This is a genomic window from Salmonella sp. FC25216 (assembly GCF_057751355.1).
The window spans coordinates 1-13983 of the sequence record NZ_JBDGON010000008.1 but is presented as its reverse complement, the minus strand read 5'-3'; the positions used below and the strand labels follow the sequence as shown (position 1 = coordinate 13983).

At 53.6% G+C, this 13983-nt stretch carries 11 protein-coding genes and 2 pseudogenes; 2 read left to right on the top strand and 11 right to left on the bottom strand.

The features are described from left to right. Nucleotides 1-81: 81 nt before the first annotated feature. Nucleotides 82-777 (top strand): dethiobiotin synthase, encoded by a 696-nt coding sequence (gene bioD, locus AC3G3F_RS16570; protein ID WP_023249047.1) that lies wholly within the window; start codon nt 82-84, stop codon nt 775-777. On the opposite strand, the gene clcB is transcribed toward bioD, so the two are convergent. From clcB to AC3G3F_RS16515, 11 genes and pseudogenes are all read right to left on the bottom strand, one after another. Next, a complete protein-coding gene (clcB, locus tag AC3G3F_RS16565) occupies nt 733-2022 on the bottom strand; it encodes a voltage-gated ClC-type chloride channel ClcB (protein ID WP_064055874.1) in 1290 nt (429 codons plus the stop codon). The genes bioD and clcB overlap by 45 nt on opposite strands. A gap of 135 nt (nt 2023-2157) precedes the next feature. Beyond that, nucleotides 2158-3306 carry an osmoprotectant ABC transporter ATP-binding protein OsmV gene (osmV, locus tag AC3G3F_RS16560; protein ID WP_000593095.1) on the bottom strand — a complete coding sequence of 383 codons (1149 nt, stop codon included), beginning with the start codon at nt 3304-3306 and terminating at the stop codon, nt 2158-2160. Next, complete coding sequence (osmW, locus tag AC3G3F_RS16555) at nt 3306-3953, bottom strand: osmoprotectant ABC transporter permease OsmW (protein WP_000379677.1); 648 nt, start codon at nt 3951-3953, stop codon at nt 3306-3308. Before osmW ends, osmV begins: the two co-directional genes overlap by 1 nt. A gap of 9 nt (nt 3954-3962) precedes the next feature. Continuing rightward, nucleotides 3963-4865, bottom strand: coding sequence for an osmoprotectant ABC transporter substrate-binding protein OsmX (gene osmX / locus AC3G3F_RS16550; RefSeq protein WP_488395357.1), 903 nt, complete (start codon nt 4863-4865; stop codon nt 3963-3965). A 28-nt stretch (nt 4866-4893) separates the two neighbouring features. Beyond that, on the bottom strand, nt 4894-5604 hold the full coding sequence (gene osmY, locus AC3G3F_RS16545; protein ID WP_023249042.1) for an osmoprotectant ABC transporter permease OsmY: 711 nt from the start codon (nt 5602-5604) through the stop codon (nt 4894-4896). A 305-nt stretch (nt 5605-5909) separates the two neighbouring features. Further along, nucleotides 5910-6524, bottom strand: a complete 615-nt coding sequence (gene dmsD, locus AC3G3F_RS16540; protein WP_023249041.1) for a Tat proofreading chaperone DmsD — start codon at nt 6522-6524, stop codon at nt 5910-5912. Between the two features lie 42 nt (nt 6525-6566). Next, on the bottom strand, nt 6567-7421 hold the full coding sequence (locus AC3G3F_RS16535) for a dimethyl sulfoxide reductase anchor subunit family protein (RefSeq protein ID WP_023249040.1): 855 nt from the start codon (nt 7419-7421) through the stop codon (nt 6567-6569). A 1-nt stretch (nt 7422) separates the two neighbouring features. Then, a complete protein-coding gene (gene dmsB / locus AC3G3F_RS16530; protein WP_023249039.1) occupies nt 7423-8040 on the bottom strand; it encodes a dimethylsulfoxide reductase iron-sulfur subunit DmsB in 618 nt (205 codons plus the stop codon). A 10-nt stretch (nt 8041-8050) separates the two neighbouring features. After that, nucleotides 8051-10486, bottom strand: a complete 2436-nt coding sequence (gene ynfF, locus AC3G3F_RS16525) for a selenate/tellurate reductase subunit YnfF (RefSeq protein WP_488395354.1) — start codon at nt 10484-10486, stop codon at nt 8051-8053. A 98-nt stretch (nt 10487-10584) separates the two neighbouring features. Continuing rightward, nucleotides 10585-13023, bottom strand: a pseudogene (gene ynfE, locus AC3G3F_RS16520) (selenate/tellurate reductase subunit YnfE). Nucleotides 13024-13179: 156 nt separating this feature from the next. After that, nucleotides 13180-13488: a DUF1161 domain-containing protein gene (locus tag AC3G3F_RS16515; protein WP_077918492.1), complete on the bottom strand. Its 309-nt coding sequence runs from the start codon at nt 13486-13488 to the stop codon at nt 13180-13182. Nucleotides 13489-13592: 104 nt separating this feature from the next. Between AC3G3F_RS16515 and AC3G3F_RS16510 the strand changes: the two are divergent. Beyond that, nucleotides 13593-13848: pseudogene (locus AC3G3F_RS16510) on the top strand (YnfC family lipoprotein); the annotation flags it as partial. Nucleotides 13849-13983: the final 135 nt, after the last annotated feature.

The window sequence follows — 13983 nt, the reverse complement described above, 5'->3', positions numbered from 1 at the left end:
TTGCCCTTGCCATACCTTAGACTTTCTCCACTGTATTATTTTCCTGACTTATATTTTCGAAGCATAACGGTGGAGTTAGTGATGCTGAAGCGTTTCTTTATTACAGGTACAGACACTTCTGTTGGGAAGACGGTGGTTTCCCGCGCATTACTACAAGCGTTAGCGTCGAGTGGTAAGAGCGTGGCAGGATATAAACCTGTCGCCAAAGGGAGCAAAGAGACCCCGGAAGGGATGCGCAACAAAGACGCTTTGGTATTGCAAAGCGTCTCTTCTCTGGAATTGCCGTATGAGGCGATTAATCCGATCGCGTTAAGCGAAGAGGAAAGCAGCGTAGCGCATAGCTGTCCTATTAATTACACCTTGCTGTCCAACGGGCTGGCAAGCCTGAGCGATAAAGTGGATCACGTTGTTGTGGAGGGCACTGGCGGCTGGCGTAGTCTGATGAATGATTTACGTCCGTTGTCCGAATGGGTGGTACAGGAACAATTACCGGTATTGATGGTGGTAGGGATTCAGGAGGGGTGCATTAATCACGCGCTACTGACTGCGCAAGCTGTCGCTAACGATGGACTGCCATTAATTGGCTGGGTGGCGAATCGCATTAATCCTGGCCTGGCGCATTATGCTGAAATTATTGATGTACTTGGAAAAAAACTGCCAGCGCCGCTGATTGGCGAGTTGCCATACCTGCCGCGCGCTGAGCAGCGTGAACTGGGGCAGTATATTCGTTTGTCAATGCTCGGCAGCGTGCTGGCGGTAGATAGAATCATGGCGTAACGTTCGCGAGAGTACTGACGCGACTACGCAGGCAATCAGCAGACCGGGGAGCAACTGATACTCGCCGGTCATTTCACAAATCATCAGGGTAGACATAATCGGCGCATGGGTTGTCGCCGCCAGTAGCGTCGCCATACCCGCCAGTCCCAATAAAATCACTATTTCATTCGAGCCTGGCAGCCAGAATCCCCATATCCGCCCTAAAAACATTCCAATTGATAATCCGACAAATAATGTTGGCGTAAAGACGCCGCCCGGCGCGCCAGAGCCGCTGCTGGCGAGCACAGCCAGAATTTTGCACGCAAAAATTCCGCCAATCAGCGAGAATAGCGGCGGGGAGAGCAGAAATGATTGTACGACGCTATAGCCGTTTCCCCATACCGTGGGCGTCAGTAACGACAGTATTCCGACAATAAGTCCGCCCAACGCCAGCTGCCAGGGCGGCGACAGTTTTAAGCGTAAAAAGCTATTATGGCTGGCCGTCATCAGCCACATCAGCAACGGGCCGCACAGACCGGCGACCAGGCCGGTACTGACTATCATGACGTACTCCCGCGCGTGGAGATCAACGTTCAGATGTACGGTATAGAGTAGTGAATCGCTACCGCTTAATACATGGGTGGTTAGCAGGGCGACGACGGCGGAAACGACAACCGGGCCGAGGGAAGCCAGCATTAAAGTACCGAACAGGATTTCCGCGATAAACAGGCTGCCCGCCAGCGGTGCATGGTAAGCGCCCGCCATGCCCGCAGCGGCGCCGCTGGCGATCCATAATTTCCATTCCTCACGCGGAGTGAAGCGTCGGGCAAAGCCGGATGCCGCCAGCGCGGCGAGGAGGATCATTGCGCCTTCGCGACCAATTGCGCTGCCGCTGACCACGACCAGCAGCGAGGCCAGCGATTTCACCAGACTGGCGCCAACGTCAAATTGCCCGTCGGTTTGCAATGCTTCCATATAGTCAGTGGGCGCATGGGGACGCTGTTGGTTCATTTTTTGCCACCCCCACAGCAACAGACCAGCGGCCAGGCCGCCAAGCGCAGGCGTAATCAGCCGTCGCCAGGGCGAAAGCCCCTCAGCCGCATTCACCAGACTGCCAGTGTCATTACTCAGGAAAATCCACTCCAGCAATTGCATCGCATGACGGAAGGCGGCGACAGCCAGCGCCGCGAGAATACCGATGAGCATAGCGATCAGCAGGCGACGAAACATCGCGCGCAGATCCGGGTAAGCGTGTAAACGATGCATGAGCGGGTAAACAGGGAGTTTCAGGATAGCCTATTCTGCGGGGAAATGGCGTCAGACGCAAAAGCACTATGTGCGATATAATATTGCGTACAATAATGATATTGCCGGATAGCGAGACACCATCCGGCGGCGGCGTTAGCTGCTTTCGTGAATATTTAGCGCCCGACGCGTGCGGCCTGAGCTGAGATAATCGGCGATGTAATCCTGAGAGATTTCACCGTTATAGCGTCCGTCTTCATCAACGATCGGCATCCAGCTAGTATTACTTTCGTACAATCTGGACAGCACAATACGCAGGTTATCTTCCGCTTTGCCCGTAATACGGAAAGGATGGGTGATATCGGCGCAGGTTCCGCTGGCGTTCCGCGCTTCCCGGCGCTTCACAAATCCCAGTGGCTTACCGTCGTTGTCAATGACGGTAATCGCGCGAATATCGTGATCATCCATAATGCCGAACGCCTCGCTTAACGGCGTGGAAGGCCGCGCGGTAATGGTTGGCTGTTGGTCGGTAACATCGCCCGCGGAGACCAGTAGCAGACGCTTTAACGTTCTGTCCTGGCCGACAAACGACCCGACAAATTCGTTAGCCGGTTTGGCCAGCAGTTCATCAGGACTGGCGCACTGTACAATTCGCCCCTGACGGAACACGGCGATACGGTCGCCGAGCTTTAGCGCTTCGTCGATATCATGGCTGACCAGCATCACCGTCTTTTTTAGCTTACGCTGCATATCAAGAAACTGGTTCTGGATCACTTCGCGGTTAATTGGGTCCACAGCGCCGAAGGGCTCATCCATCAGCAGTACCGGCGGATCGGCGGCCAGAGCGCGGATCACGCCAATACGCTGTTGCTGTCCCCCGGACATTTCCTTTGGATAGCGATGCAGAAATTTTCTGGCATCCAGCGCCACCATGTCCATCAACTCTTCGGCGCGTTGCTTGCATCGCGCTTTGTCCCATCCCAACATGCGCGGCACAACGGTAATATTTTCTTCAATCGTCATATTAGGAAACAGGCCGATCTGTTGGATAACATACCCAATATTGCGGCGTAGCGTTACCGTATCCATATCGTTGGTATTCTCGCCGTTAATAAGAATATTACCGCTGCTGGGCGCGATCAGCCGGTTGATCATCTTTAACGTGGTGGTTTTGCCGCAGCCGGAGGGGCCGAGCAATACGCACATTTCGCCTTCCGGTACGTTCAGGTTGACGTTGTCGACGGCTTTTAGCGGCTGACCCTTTTTCTGTACAAATTGTTTGGTGAGATTTTCCAGTTTTATCATTATCGTATCCCCTTAGGTGTCAGTACGACTTGCAGACGATGCAACAGCCAGTCAAGCACAATCGCCAGTAGACAGATCATCAGCGCGCCGGCAATTAACATGCGAATATCGCTGCCGCTAATGCCGTTTAACAGTAGCAGCCCCAGACCGCCGGCGCCGATAACCGCGGCAATCGCCATCACGCCAATATTCATCACTACCGCGGTGCGGATACCGCCGAAAATAACCGGTAGGGCCATTGGAATTTCGACCCAGCGCAGCCGTTGCCAGAAAGTCATACCAATGCCGCGTCCCGCTTCACGCAGACCGGGCGGCAGACTATCAAGCGCAGTATGGGTATTACGGACAATCGGCAGTAAAGAGTAGAGAAAAACGGCCGTTACGGCGGGCAGAACGCCAATACCATGTCCTATCAGCGAAAAGAGCGGAATCATTAACCCAAACAGCGCGATAGACGGAATAGTAAGAAGTAGCGTGGCGGCGCCCAATACCGGCGTTGCCAGCCATTTGTGGCGTACAATCAAAACGCCTAACGGTACGCCGATGATAATCGCCAGACCGACGGCCAACGCGACCAGCCAGAGATGCTGAAAGGTAAGGCTGGCGAGGTAGCCGGCGTTATCCAGCATATAATGTATCGTATCCATAGGCGCTCCTTACAGTAGACCTTTGTCCTGCAAAAATTGATGGGCTACCTGTTGCGGCGTGCGATGATCGATATCGACCTGGGCGTTTAAGGTCGATATCACATCATTATTGAGCAGGCCAGAAAGGGTGTTTAAGGCATCATCAAGGCCAGGATTGGCTTCCAGCACTTCTTTACGCACCACCGGCGTGACAGCGTAACTTGGGAAGAAGCCTTTATCATCTTCCAGCACTTTCAGATCAAATCCTTTAACCCGTCCGTCGGTGGTATAGACCAGCCCGGCGTCAACCAGACCATCCCGGACGGCGTTATAGACCAGCCCCGGGTCCATCTGTCGTATTTGCGGGCGATCGAGCTGCATCTGATAGGCTTGCTGAAGGGGCTTCATCCCGTCGCTGCGCCCGGCAAATTCCAGATCGAGACCGAGCATCCAGTTGTGGTTAGGATCGTTCTGTCGGACCTGTTCGATTTTTGCCACCATTTGCGAGATGGTGGTGATATTTTCTGCCTCGGCGCGTTTGCGCTGCATCGCGAACGCGTAAGTATTATTCATGTCAGCCGGTTTGAGCCATACCAGACCCAGCTTCGCATCCAGATGTTTTACCGTGTCGTAGGTTTGTTGTGGGTTCATGCGCTTATCGATACGGTTGAAAATAATCAGCGATGTACCGGTGTATTCCCAGGTGATATCAATCTGTTTATTCACCATCGCATTACGTGAAATTACCGCGGCGATATTGGTTTGCGGCTGAACCTGAAAGCCTTTTTTCTGCAAATACTGTACGGTCATGGCCGAGAGAATATGCTGCTCGGTAAAGCTTTTAGTGGCGAGAACCAGCGGCGCGGCCTGCGTCTGGCTACTGAACAACAGCGTTGCGGCAAGCCATCCCAGCAGGTGTTTTTTGAATCTCATTTAACGCTCCTTATTGTTATTTATGCGTTCAGGCGGTATGAGGGCTAAGACGTCGCCCAAGCCAGGCAAGCAGGGTGTCAAGAACCAGCGCGAATAACGCCGTGGCCGTTGCGCCCAGAATCAACGTAGGAAAATCGTTGAGATAAATCCCCGGGAAAATCAGCTCGCCATAGCTGCTGGCACCGATCAGAAAGGCCAGCGGCGCGGTGCCGACATTGATGGCGGTCGCGATGCGAATACCGGACAGCATTACCGGCCACGCATTGGGTAGCTCTACCTGGCGAAGCCGCTGCCATTTTGTCATCCCAATCCCGTTCGCCGCTTCAATCAGTGAGGCGGGAACGGAGCAGAGACCCGCATAGGTATTGCGGACGATAGGCAGAAGTGAAGCCAAAAATAGCGCGACAATGGCGGGGGTATCGCCGATCCCGATAATCACCATCGCTAAGGCCAGGACGGCCAGTGGCGGCAACGTATTGCCGACATTAAAAATTTGCATGACATATTCAGCAAATCCTTTTGCCGCAGGACGGCTGAGTAAAATCCCGCTCGGGATGCCGACCAATAAAGCAAAAAACATGGACGTAAAGACCAGCATCAAATGTCGTTGCCCCAGATACAGCAGATCGACCTGACGCGCTTTCAGCGTCTCCAGACCGATTCCCCAGATAAACAGCGCCAGTAACAGCAAAATGACGATAGTGAACCCAAGTACGCGTTTTAGGGTGAAGGTGTGCATTGCGGTGTGTCTCCCTGTTTGCATGTGTTATGGCGACGTAAAGACGTCGCGTGTTGTTATGCCATGTTCCGGCAGGGTGCTTTGAGCTATAGCAACAGGTTGGGAAGGATTCCAGCGAGGCGTGATTTTTAACACTGTTAAACATCTATTAACAATTGTGTTTTGCCCTTACGCGGCTTAGCGTGACCATTCACGATAAAGAATTATCTTAAAAATAGAATGGCTATGTGACGTTGTCACTTATTGTAGGTGAAAATAGGCCGCAATGGGCGAAAAGGCAGGTAAAATCCTGCCTTTTGTGGGGATTAACGGAATAACGGTTTTACGGCGATGGGAATAATGAGTTGAGCTTGCCATTGCGCCAGAGTCAAACGCGCCAGTTGCCCCAACGCCTGATAAAACGGATGCCCGGCATGATCGATAAATACGTCCAGAAAGCGGGACGACCACGGAAACAGATGCCAGGCCAGGAGTTGTTCACATTCATGATGACGGCCATTCTCGGCAAGCCAGGCCGCCAGCAACAACAGCGACCCAAAATGATCTTCTGGCTCGTTTTGCTGCATTTCAAACTGAATCCCGTTTTCGCGCATCCACTGACGTAGCGCCAACGTAGAATCGCCAAATAATACGCTCTCACGATCCAGCCAGACGGAACCCCACGGCGGAGACGGCAGAGCGTAAGGGCCGATAAACAGGCGCTGCCAGGCTTGTGGCAACGACTCTTCGCTGTGGGTCTTAAACATAGCCGCCACAGGCGCAAGCGTATCGGCATCAAGCGGCCACTGCGCCTGCCAGTCGTCGGTTAATAGCGCCTGAACCAGAGGAGCGGTTTCGTGGCTTTCCGGCGAATAATAAAACAACGCGCCAAGAACACGCGCCGTTACTGCAAAATCATCACGTTGTAAAAAAGTGGTCATTCAAACAATCCCGAAAGGTGCGGGTCGCCCCGCACGCATAAATTAACCTGCGACGGCCATACCTACGGTCATATGCAGGCCATAAAAAAGTCCGCGGCCAATAATTTCGCCCGCCAGCATCAGCACGACACCGAGCAGCAAACCAACAGTATGCGGTTCGCGGCGACGGATTAGCGGACATAGCCAGCAGCCTAATCCGGCAGCAAGCAAGACAATGCGCCAGACCTGTAGCATACCGTAATCCGGTACGAGATGGCTGGCCTGTTGCACGGAACTGTGAAGGGTTGAGAGGGACAGTCCCTGTAGGACGATGACCGTCACGCACACCACCAACGCCAGGCCGCTAATACTGGCAAACGTCACGCTGCAAAATGGGACGCGCGCGATGCGTAGCAGTAGCGCCGCAAACACAGGGCCACACAGGAATGCCGTGAGGAAAAAGGCCAGCGTGGTGTAGCCATTATACCAGGTCGGCACGGTATCTATCTGATAAACGAGCGTCATTGCCCAGATGAATGCAACGCCGAGCGCCATACTGACCAGCAGCCACACTTTACCCAGAGCCGGGGGCATTTTACCGAGTACCGCCACCAGCCACCAGATGCCGCCTACGGCAAAGAACACCGATCCTGCGGCGATTTCATTACTCAGTGCGGAAGCGCCTACGCGGTTAAGCGAGTTAAACGCGCGCATCGGCGAGCCAAGATGCATAATCGACGCGAGGAACCCCAGTCCCATCACCAGCCACAGAAAAAACATACTACGCACGATACGTTGTTTTGCCACATCGTCTTTGGTGGTTAACCAGCCATACCCACTCACGATCAGCGCCCCGGCCACACATTGACCCAGCACCGTAAACAGGACCAGCGGCCATTCATGCCATCCACTTCCCATCTTATACCTCCTTCGGATTGGCCAGATAACCGATGGTGTCTCCGGTCGGGCGGCTGTTGGCGTTGGGTTTAATCACAATATTCGGCTTCGTGAAATGCACGCGCGGCAGCGGCGCGACGGCAGCCAGCTCACCGTGTTTTTTACGCAGTTCGTCTATCGGGCCGAAATCCAGCGCCCGCAGCGGGCAGGACTCGACGCAAATCGGTTTCTTACCTTCCGCCACCCGGTCATAACAGCCGTCGCACTTGGTCATATGACCTTTGGCCGTGTTGTACTGCGGCGCGCCGTACGGGCAGGCCATGTGGCAGTAGCGGCAGCCGATACAGACCTCTTCGTTCACCACCACAAAACCGTCATCGCGCTTGTGCATCGCGCCGCTCGGGCAGACTTTGGTACAGGCCGGGTCTTCGCAGTGGTTGCACGAAATGGAGAGATAATAGGCAAAGACGTTCTGGTGCCAGACGCCGTTATCTTCCTGCCAGTCACCGCCTGCATACTCATAAATGCGGCGGAAGCTGACATCCGGGGTCAAATCTTTGTAGTCCTTGCAGGCCAGTTCGCAGGTTTTGCAACCGGTGCAACGGCTGGAATCAATAAAAAATCCATACTGGGTTGTCATCGGTTACTCCTTACGCCTTTTCAACCTGAACAAGGTTCGTATGTGACGGGTTCCCCTTCGCCAGCGGAGAAGGCCGGTGCGAGGTCAGAATGTTAATGGAGCCGCCACGATCGATTTTGTCGCCAAACATGTCGGCATTTAACCAGGCGCCCTGGCCGATAGCGGTGACGCCAGGCAATATGCGCGGCGTGACTTTTGCCGGAATGAGCATCTGTCCGTTCTGGTTAAAGACCCGCACGGTGTCGCCGTGCTGAATGCCGCGCACTTGCGCATCAATCGGGTTGATCCAGATCTCCTGCGGACATGCCTGTTGCAGGACGTCGATATTGCCGTAGCTGGAGTGGGTACGCGCTTTATAGTGGAAGCCGGTTAGCTGTAGCGGGTAGCGCTGACGAAGCGGATCGTCCCAACCGTCAAAGCCTGGCGTATAGGCGGGTAAAGGATGGATAATCTCATCTTTCTTCAGCTCCCACGTGTCGGCGAGGGTTGCCAGCCGCTCGGAATAGATTTCGATTTTACCGGACGGCGTTTTCAGTGGATTTGCGGCAGGGTCTTCGCGGAATGAGCGGAAAGCGACGTAGTGCTCCTCCGGGCATTTTTTCTTGAAAATCCCTGTCTGTTTCATCTCTTCGTAATCCGGCATTTCCGGATTACGCGCTTTGGTTTTTGCGTGCAGGTATTTGACCCACTCATGCTGCGTGCGGCCTTCTGTGAAGGTCTGGTATACGTCCGGACCAAGCCGTTTAGCCACTTCACTGAGCGTCCAGTAAATGGGCTTTCTTTCAAATTTCGGCGAGGTGGCGGGCTGACCAAGAATGACATATCCCATATTGCCTGCGGATTCGTGGGAAATCAGATCTTCCTGCTCGGTCGGCATTAAATCAGGCAGCAGAATGTCGCAATATTTTGCCGATGCGGTCATAAAGTGCTCAATGCCGACGATCATTTCACATTTACTGTCGTCCTGAAGCACCTCGTGGGTGTGGGCGATATCGCCGTGCTGATTGATCAGCGTATTACTGGCGTAGCACCATAAAAATTTAATCGGCACGTCGAGCTTGTCTTTTCCGCGCACGCCGTCGCGTGTGGCGGTCATTTCCGCGCCATGATCGATAGCGTCGGTCCAGGTAAAGACCGAAATCTGGGTTTTTACCGGGTTCTCCAGCATAGAAAACCATTCGACGCCCAGATCCCAGGTGCCTTCGCGCACGCCGGAATTACCGCCATTTATGCCGACGTTACCGGTGAGTACAGACAACATGGCGATTGCGCGTGCGGTCTGTTCGCCGTTAGAGTGGCGTTGAGGTCCCCAGCCCTGGCAAATATAAGCCGGTTTCGCCGAGCCGATTTCCCGCGCCAGTTGAATGATTTTTTCCGCCGGAATACTGGTAATCTGCGCGGCCCATTGCGGCGTTTTCGCGATACCGTCTTCGCCCTGACCCAAAATATAGGCTTTATAGTGTGCGTTACGCGGGGCTGAGGCGGGCAGAGTGGTTTCGTCGTAGCCGATGCAGTATTTATCCAGAAACGGTTTATCAATAAGATCTTCGGTAATCAGCACCCAGCCGATTGCCGCCGCCAGCGCGCCATCGGTACCTGGGCGAATCGGCAGCCACTCGTCTTCGCGGCCGGCGGCAGTGTCGTTATAACGCGGGTCAATGACGATCATCCGGGCGTTGGAGCGTTCGCGCGCCTGTTCGACATAGTATGTCACGCCGCCGCCGCTCATACGTGTTTCCGCGGGGTTATTGCCAAACATCACCACCAGTTTTGTATTGGCGATATCATCCGGACTGTTGCCGTCGTTGCCGCCGAACATATAGCTCATGGCCGCGCTGATTTGGGCGGTGCTGTAGCTACCGTAACGGCTGAGATAGCCGCCGCAGGCGTTCATCAGGCGATACGGTATGTTAGAATTGGTGATATTGCCGCCGTCCACGCCGGTACCGTAAAGCACATGTACCGCTTCGTTGCCGTAGTCCTTGAGGATACGTTTCAGGTTATCGCCGATGGTATCCAACGCTTCATCCCAACTGATACGTTCGAATTTGCCTTCTCCACGTTTACCAACGCGTTTCATCGGATATTTCAGGCGATCGGGGTGGTTCATCCGGCGACGAATGGAACGACCGCGCAGGCAGGCGCGTACCTGATGGTTGCCATATTCATCGTTGCCCGTGGTATCTGATTCAACCCAATATACGGTGTCATCTTTTACGTGCAGGCGTAGCAGACAGCGGCTGCCGCAGTTAACGGTACATGAACTCCAGACCGCTTTTTCTGCCACATTGCCAGATGCGAGGTCTGCTGCGGCGTGGGCGATGCGGGAGAACGGAAGGGTGAAAGCGCTACTGGCAAGCGCAAGGCTACCGATAGCGGAGGTTTTCACCAGGCTTCGTCGGCTGATACTGGCCGCCATTAATGCCTCAGGGTTGGTGATTTTCATAACAGCTCACTATGCTCATCCAAAAAAGAGTTTTAAATGTTGTTGTGTTCGCAAAACGGGGAGCCCCGGGCGCGTAAAAACGTCCCGGAGCAGGCGGCTTAGATTTTTTCGATTTCCACCAGATTTGTATGTTGAGGATTCCCTTTTGCCAGGGGGGAAGGACGCAGCGTCGTGAGCGTATTGATGCAGGCGCCGTGGTCAATTTTATCGCCAGCCATATCCGCATTATGCCATGCGCCCTGACCCATCGCGCTGACGCCGGGCAGAATACGCGGCGTGACTTTGGCGGGTAGACGCACCTCTCCACGATCGTTAAAGACGCGAACCTTATCGCCATTCGCGATACCGCGTTTTTGCGCATCGAGCGGATTTATCCACACCTCCTGGCGACAGGCGGCCTGCAGAACATCAATATTGCCGTAGCTTGAATGGGTACGGGATTTATAGTGAAAGCCAAACAGCTGTAGCGGGAAGGTGTTCCGTTTCGGATCGTCCCATCCTTCAAAAGTAGGGGTATAAATCGGCAGTGGGCTTATCACGTCGCCTTCCGCCAGCTCCCAGGTACTGGCGATGTGAGCGAGTTTGCTCGAGTAGATTTCGATTTTGCCGGACGGCGTTTTTAACGGATTGGCCTGCGGATCTTCACGAAATTTTTTATAGGCGACAAAATGGCCGTTGGGATCTTTGCGTTTATAGATGCCCATTTTTTTCAGCTCGTCATACGCGGGCAATGCCGGATCTCTTGCCTGCATTTTGGCGTACAGATATTGCAGCCATTGCGCCTGTGTTCGGCCTTCGGTAAACCGCTGATACACATCGTCGCCGAGGCGTCTGGCGATTTCGCTGAGTACCCAGTAGATGGGCTTGCGCTCGAACTTAGGCGTCGTCGCCGGTTGGATAAAAATCAGATATCCCATATTGCCGGCGTAATCATTGGGGATGATATCTTCCTGTTCGACGGTCATGAGATCCGGCAGTAAAATATCGGCGTACTTCGCGGAAGAGGTCATAAAATTGTCGATGACCACAATCATTTCGCATTTCGCTTCATCCTGAAGAATTTCATGGGTTTTATTAATATCCGAATGCTGATTAATCAGGGTGTTGCCAGCGTAGTTCCATAGAAATTTGATCGGAACATCCAGTTTATCTTTGCCGCGTACGCCGTCGCGCAGGGCGGTCATTTCCGGACCGCGCGCAATGGCGTCCGTCCAGCTAAAGCAGGAGATGGCGGTTTTAACGGGATTCTCCAGGACCGGCAGACGTTCAATGGTAATGGTGTAAGTAGATTCGCGTGCGCCGCTATTACCGCCATGAATGCCGACGTTGCCGGTCAGAATCGGTAACATGGCGATGGCGCGAGCGGTTTGTTCACCGTTCGCCTGACGCTGCGGCCCCCAACCCTGACAGATGTAGGCCGGCTTGACGCTGCCTATCTCGCGCGCCAGTTTGATAATCCGATCGGCGGGGATGCCGGTAATATGCGATGCCCACTGCGGCGTTTTGGCGATACCGTCATCCCCCTAGCCCAAAATATAAGCCTTATAATGGCCATTGGGGGGCGCGTCAGCCGGAAGGGTCTTTTCATCGTAGCCGATGCAATAGTTGTCGAGAAAAGGCTGGTCAACGAGATTTTCGTTAATCAATACCCAGGCAATTCCCGCCACCAGCGCGGCATCGGTGCCGGGGCGAATTGGTATCCACTCGTCTTCACGTCCGGCAGCGGTATCGGTATAGCGCGGATCTATCACGATCATGCGCGCATTTGAGCGTTCACGCGCTTGCTCCAGAAACCAGGTAATGCCGCCGCCGCTCATGCGTGTTTCAGCCGGATTATTGCCGAACATGACCACCAGTTTACTGTTTTCGATATCAGACGTGCTGTTGCCGTCGTTGGAGCCATAGGTGTAGGGCATGGCGCAAGAAATTTGCGCGGTACTGTATGAGCCGTATTGATTCAACGAACCGCCGTAGCAGTTCATCAAACGCTTCACCGGCGAGGCGGCAGGCGACGAGCGGGTTATGTTGCCGCCTACGATGCCGGATGAATAGTGGATATAGACGGCTTCATTGCCGTAGGTCTCTACGGTCTTTTTCAGGCTGGCGCTAATGGTGTCCAGCGCTTCCTGCCAGCTAATGCGTTCAAATTTGCCTTCGCCGCGGCGGCCAACGCGTTTCATGGGATAGTTAAGGCGATCCGGATGGTTAATGCGCCGACGGATTGAACGGCCCCGCAGACAGGCGCGAACCTGATGATTGCCGTAGACATCGTCGCCAGTGTTATCAGTTTCAACCCACCAGACTTCATTATCTTTTACATGCAAACGCAGGGCGCAGCGACTGCCGCAGTTGACCGAACAGGCGCCCCAGACGATTTTATCTTCTTCGTTGCGCATGGCCTGCTGCACCGCCGCGGCCGCGGTACGCATCCCAAACGGTAAAGATACGCCTCCGGCAGCCAGCGCCAGTGAGCCAAGCGCCGCTGATTTCACTAACGTCCTGCGGCTAACGCCTGTTTGTTGCTTTTCTCCGGGCATCACTCACTCCATTGTCGTTATTATTTCGCTATATATTGATAACTATAACGAAATTATTAACATGCTAATGATGTAATGAGTTTACCCCTTTGGGAGTAAGGGTTATTAATCCATGTCAAAGAGCATTACCCTCCGGACCCGGAGGGTAGGAGGATTTTATTGCGGTTCGGCGGATGAACCGTCCTGAGCGGGTGGGGTATTGGCTGGCGCATTGCCGCTGTTGGTGCGGGTATAAAGGATTTTATGCGTGTCGTTCGCGCAATGACCCACCACCTGTGAATCCGGCTGATCGGCCTGGTCGTTAGGAACAATAGTGAGCGTAAAATTATCCGCCGGTACGCCGTTATTGATGATACGTTGTTCAATATCACTTTTTACTCTCTCGCACGATCCCGGTGCCGCCATCACCAGCGAGGGGGCGCTAATTAACGCCAGAGCGGCTATTGCAGTTGCGATTTTCATCATGAACTCCTGTGATTAATGACGATGTTCTAAGCTTAGCATTTTTCGTGTAAATAACTGTATTTACTAATATGATTGATAAATATCGTTTCATCCTGGTGACACGCGTGAAGAAACCCATTTTACTGACGTTATTGTGCATGATGCCAGCAGGTTGAGATAACCCGAAATCCTCTGGGTCTTATACGCCGGAAATGGCCCGTTTTTCGAATGAATTTGATTTTGATCCAACGTGGTCCGGTAAAGGATTTCAGCCAGACGTTGATGAATGAGAACGGCGAGGTGGCGAAGCAGGTCACCGGTACGCTTTCACAGGACGGCTGTTTTGATACGCTTGAGTTACACGAGCTGGAGAATAATTCTCTTGATTGCGTTATGATTCCCAGCCCAGTCAGTCTGACTGGCAGCATAACCTAAACAGGAAAATACCATGAGCACTTCGTTGTTCAGTAACACCCCGACGGTCACGGTCCTCGACAACCGCGGACTGACCGTGCG

Bases quoted from the DNA above. Each gene is read 5' to 3' on its own strand.
- osmY (WP_023249042.1), bottom strand. From the start codon at position 5,604: ATGCACACCTTCACCCTAAAACGCGTACTTGGGTTCACTATCGTCATT.
- dmsD (WP_023249041.1), bottom strand. From the start codon at position 6,524: ATGACCACTTTTTTACAACGTGATGATTTTGCAGTAACGGCGCGTGTT.
- clcB (WP_064055874.1), bottom strand. From the start codon at position 2,022: ATGCATCGTTTACACGCTTACCCGGATCTGCGCGCGATGTTTCGTCGC.
- dmsB (WP_023249039.1), bottom strand. From the start codon at position 8,040: ATGACAACCCAGTATGGATTTTTTATTGATTCCAGCCGTTGCACCGGT.
- AC3G3F_RS16535 (WP_023249040.1), bottom strand. From the start codon at position 7,421: ATGGGAAGTGGATGGCATGAATGGCCGCTGGTCCTGTTTACGGTGCTG.
- osmX (WP_488395357.1), bottom strand. From the start codon at position 4,865: ATGAGATTCAAAAAACACCTGCTGGGATGGCTTGCCGCAACGCTGTTG.
- osmW (WP_000379677.1), bottom strand. From the start codon at position 3,953: ATGGATACGATACATTATATGCTGGATAACGCCGGCTACCTCGCCAGC.
- osmV (WP_000593095.1), bottom strand. From the start codon at position 3,306: ATGATAAAACTGGAAAATCTCACCAAACAATTTGTACAGAAAAAGGGT.
- bioD (WP_023249047.1), top strand. From the start codon at position 82: ATGCTGAAGCGTTTCTTTATTACAGGTACAGACACTTCTGTTGGGAAG.
- AC3G3F_RS16515 (WP_077918492.1), bottom strand. From the start codon at position 13,488: ATGATGAAAATCGCAACTGCAATAGCCGCTCTGGCGTTAATTAGCGCC.
- ynfF (WP_488395354.1), bottom strand. From the start codon at position 10,486: ATGAAAATCACCAACCCTGAGGCATTAATGGCGGCCAGTATCAGCCGA.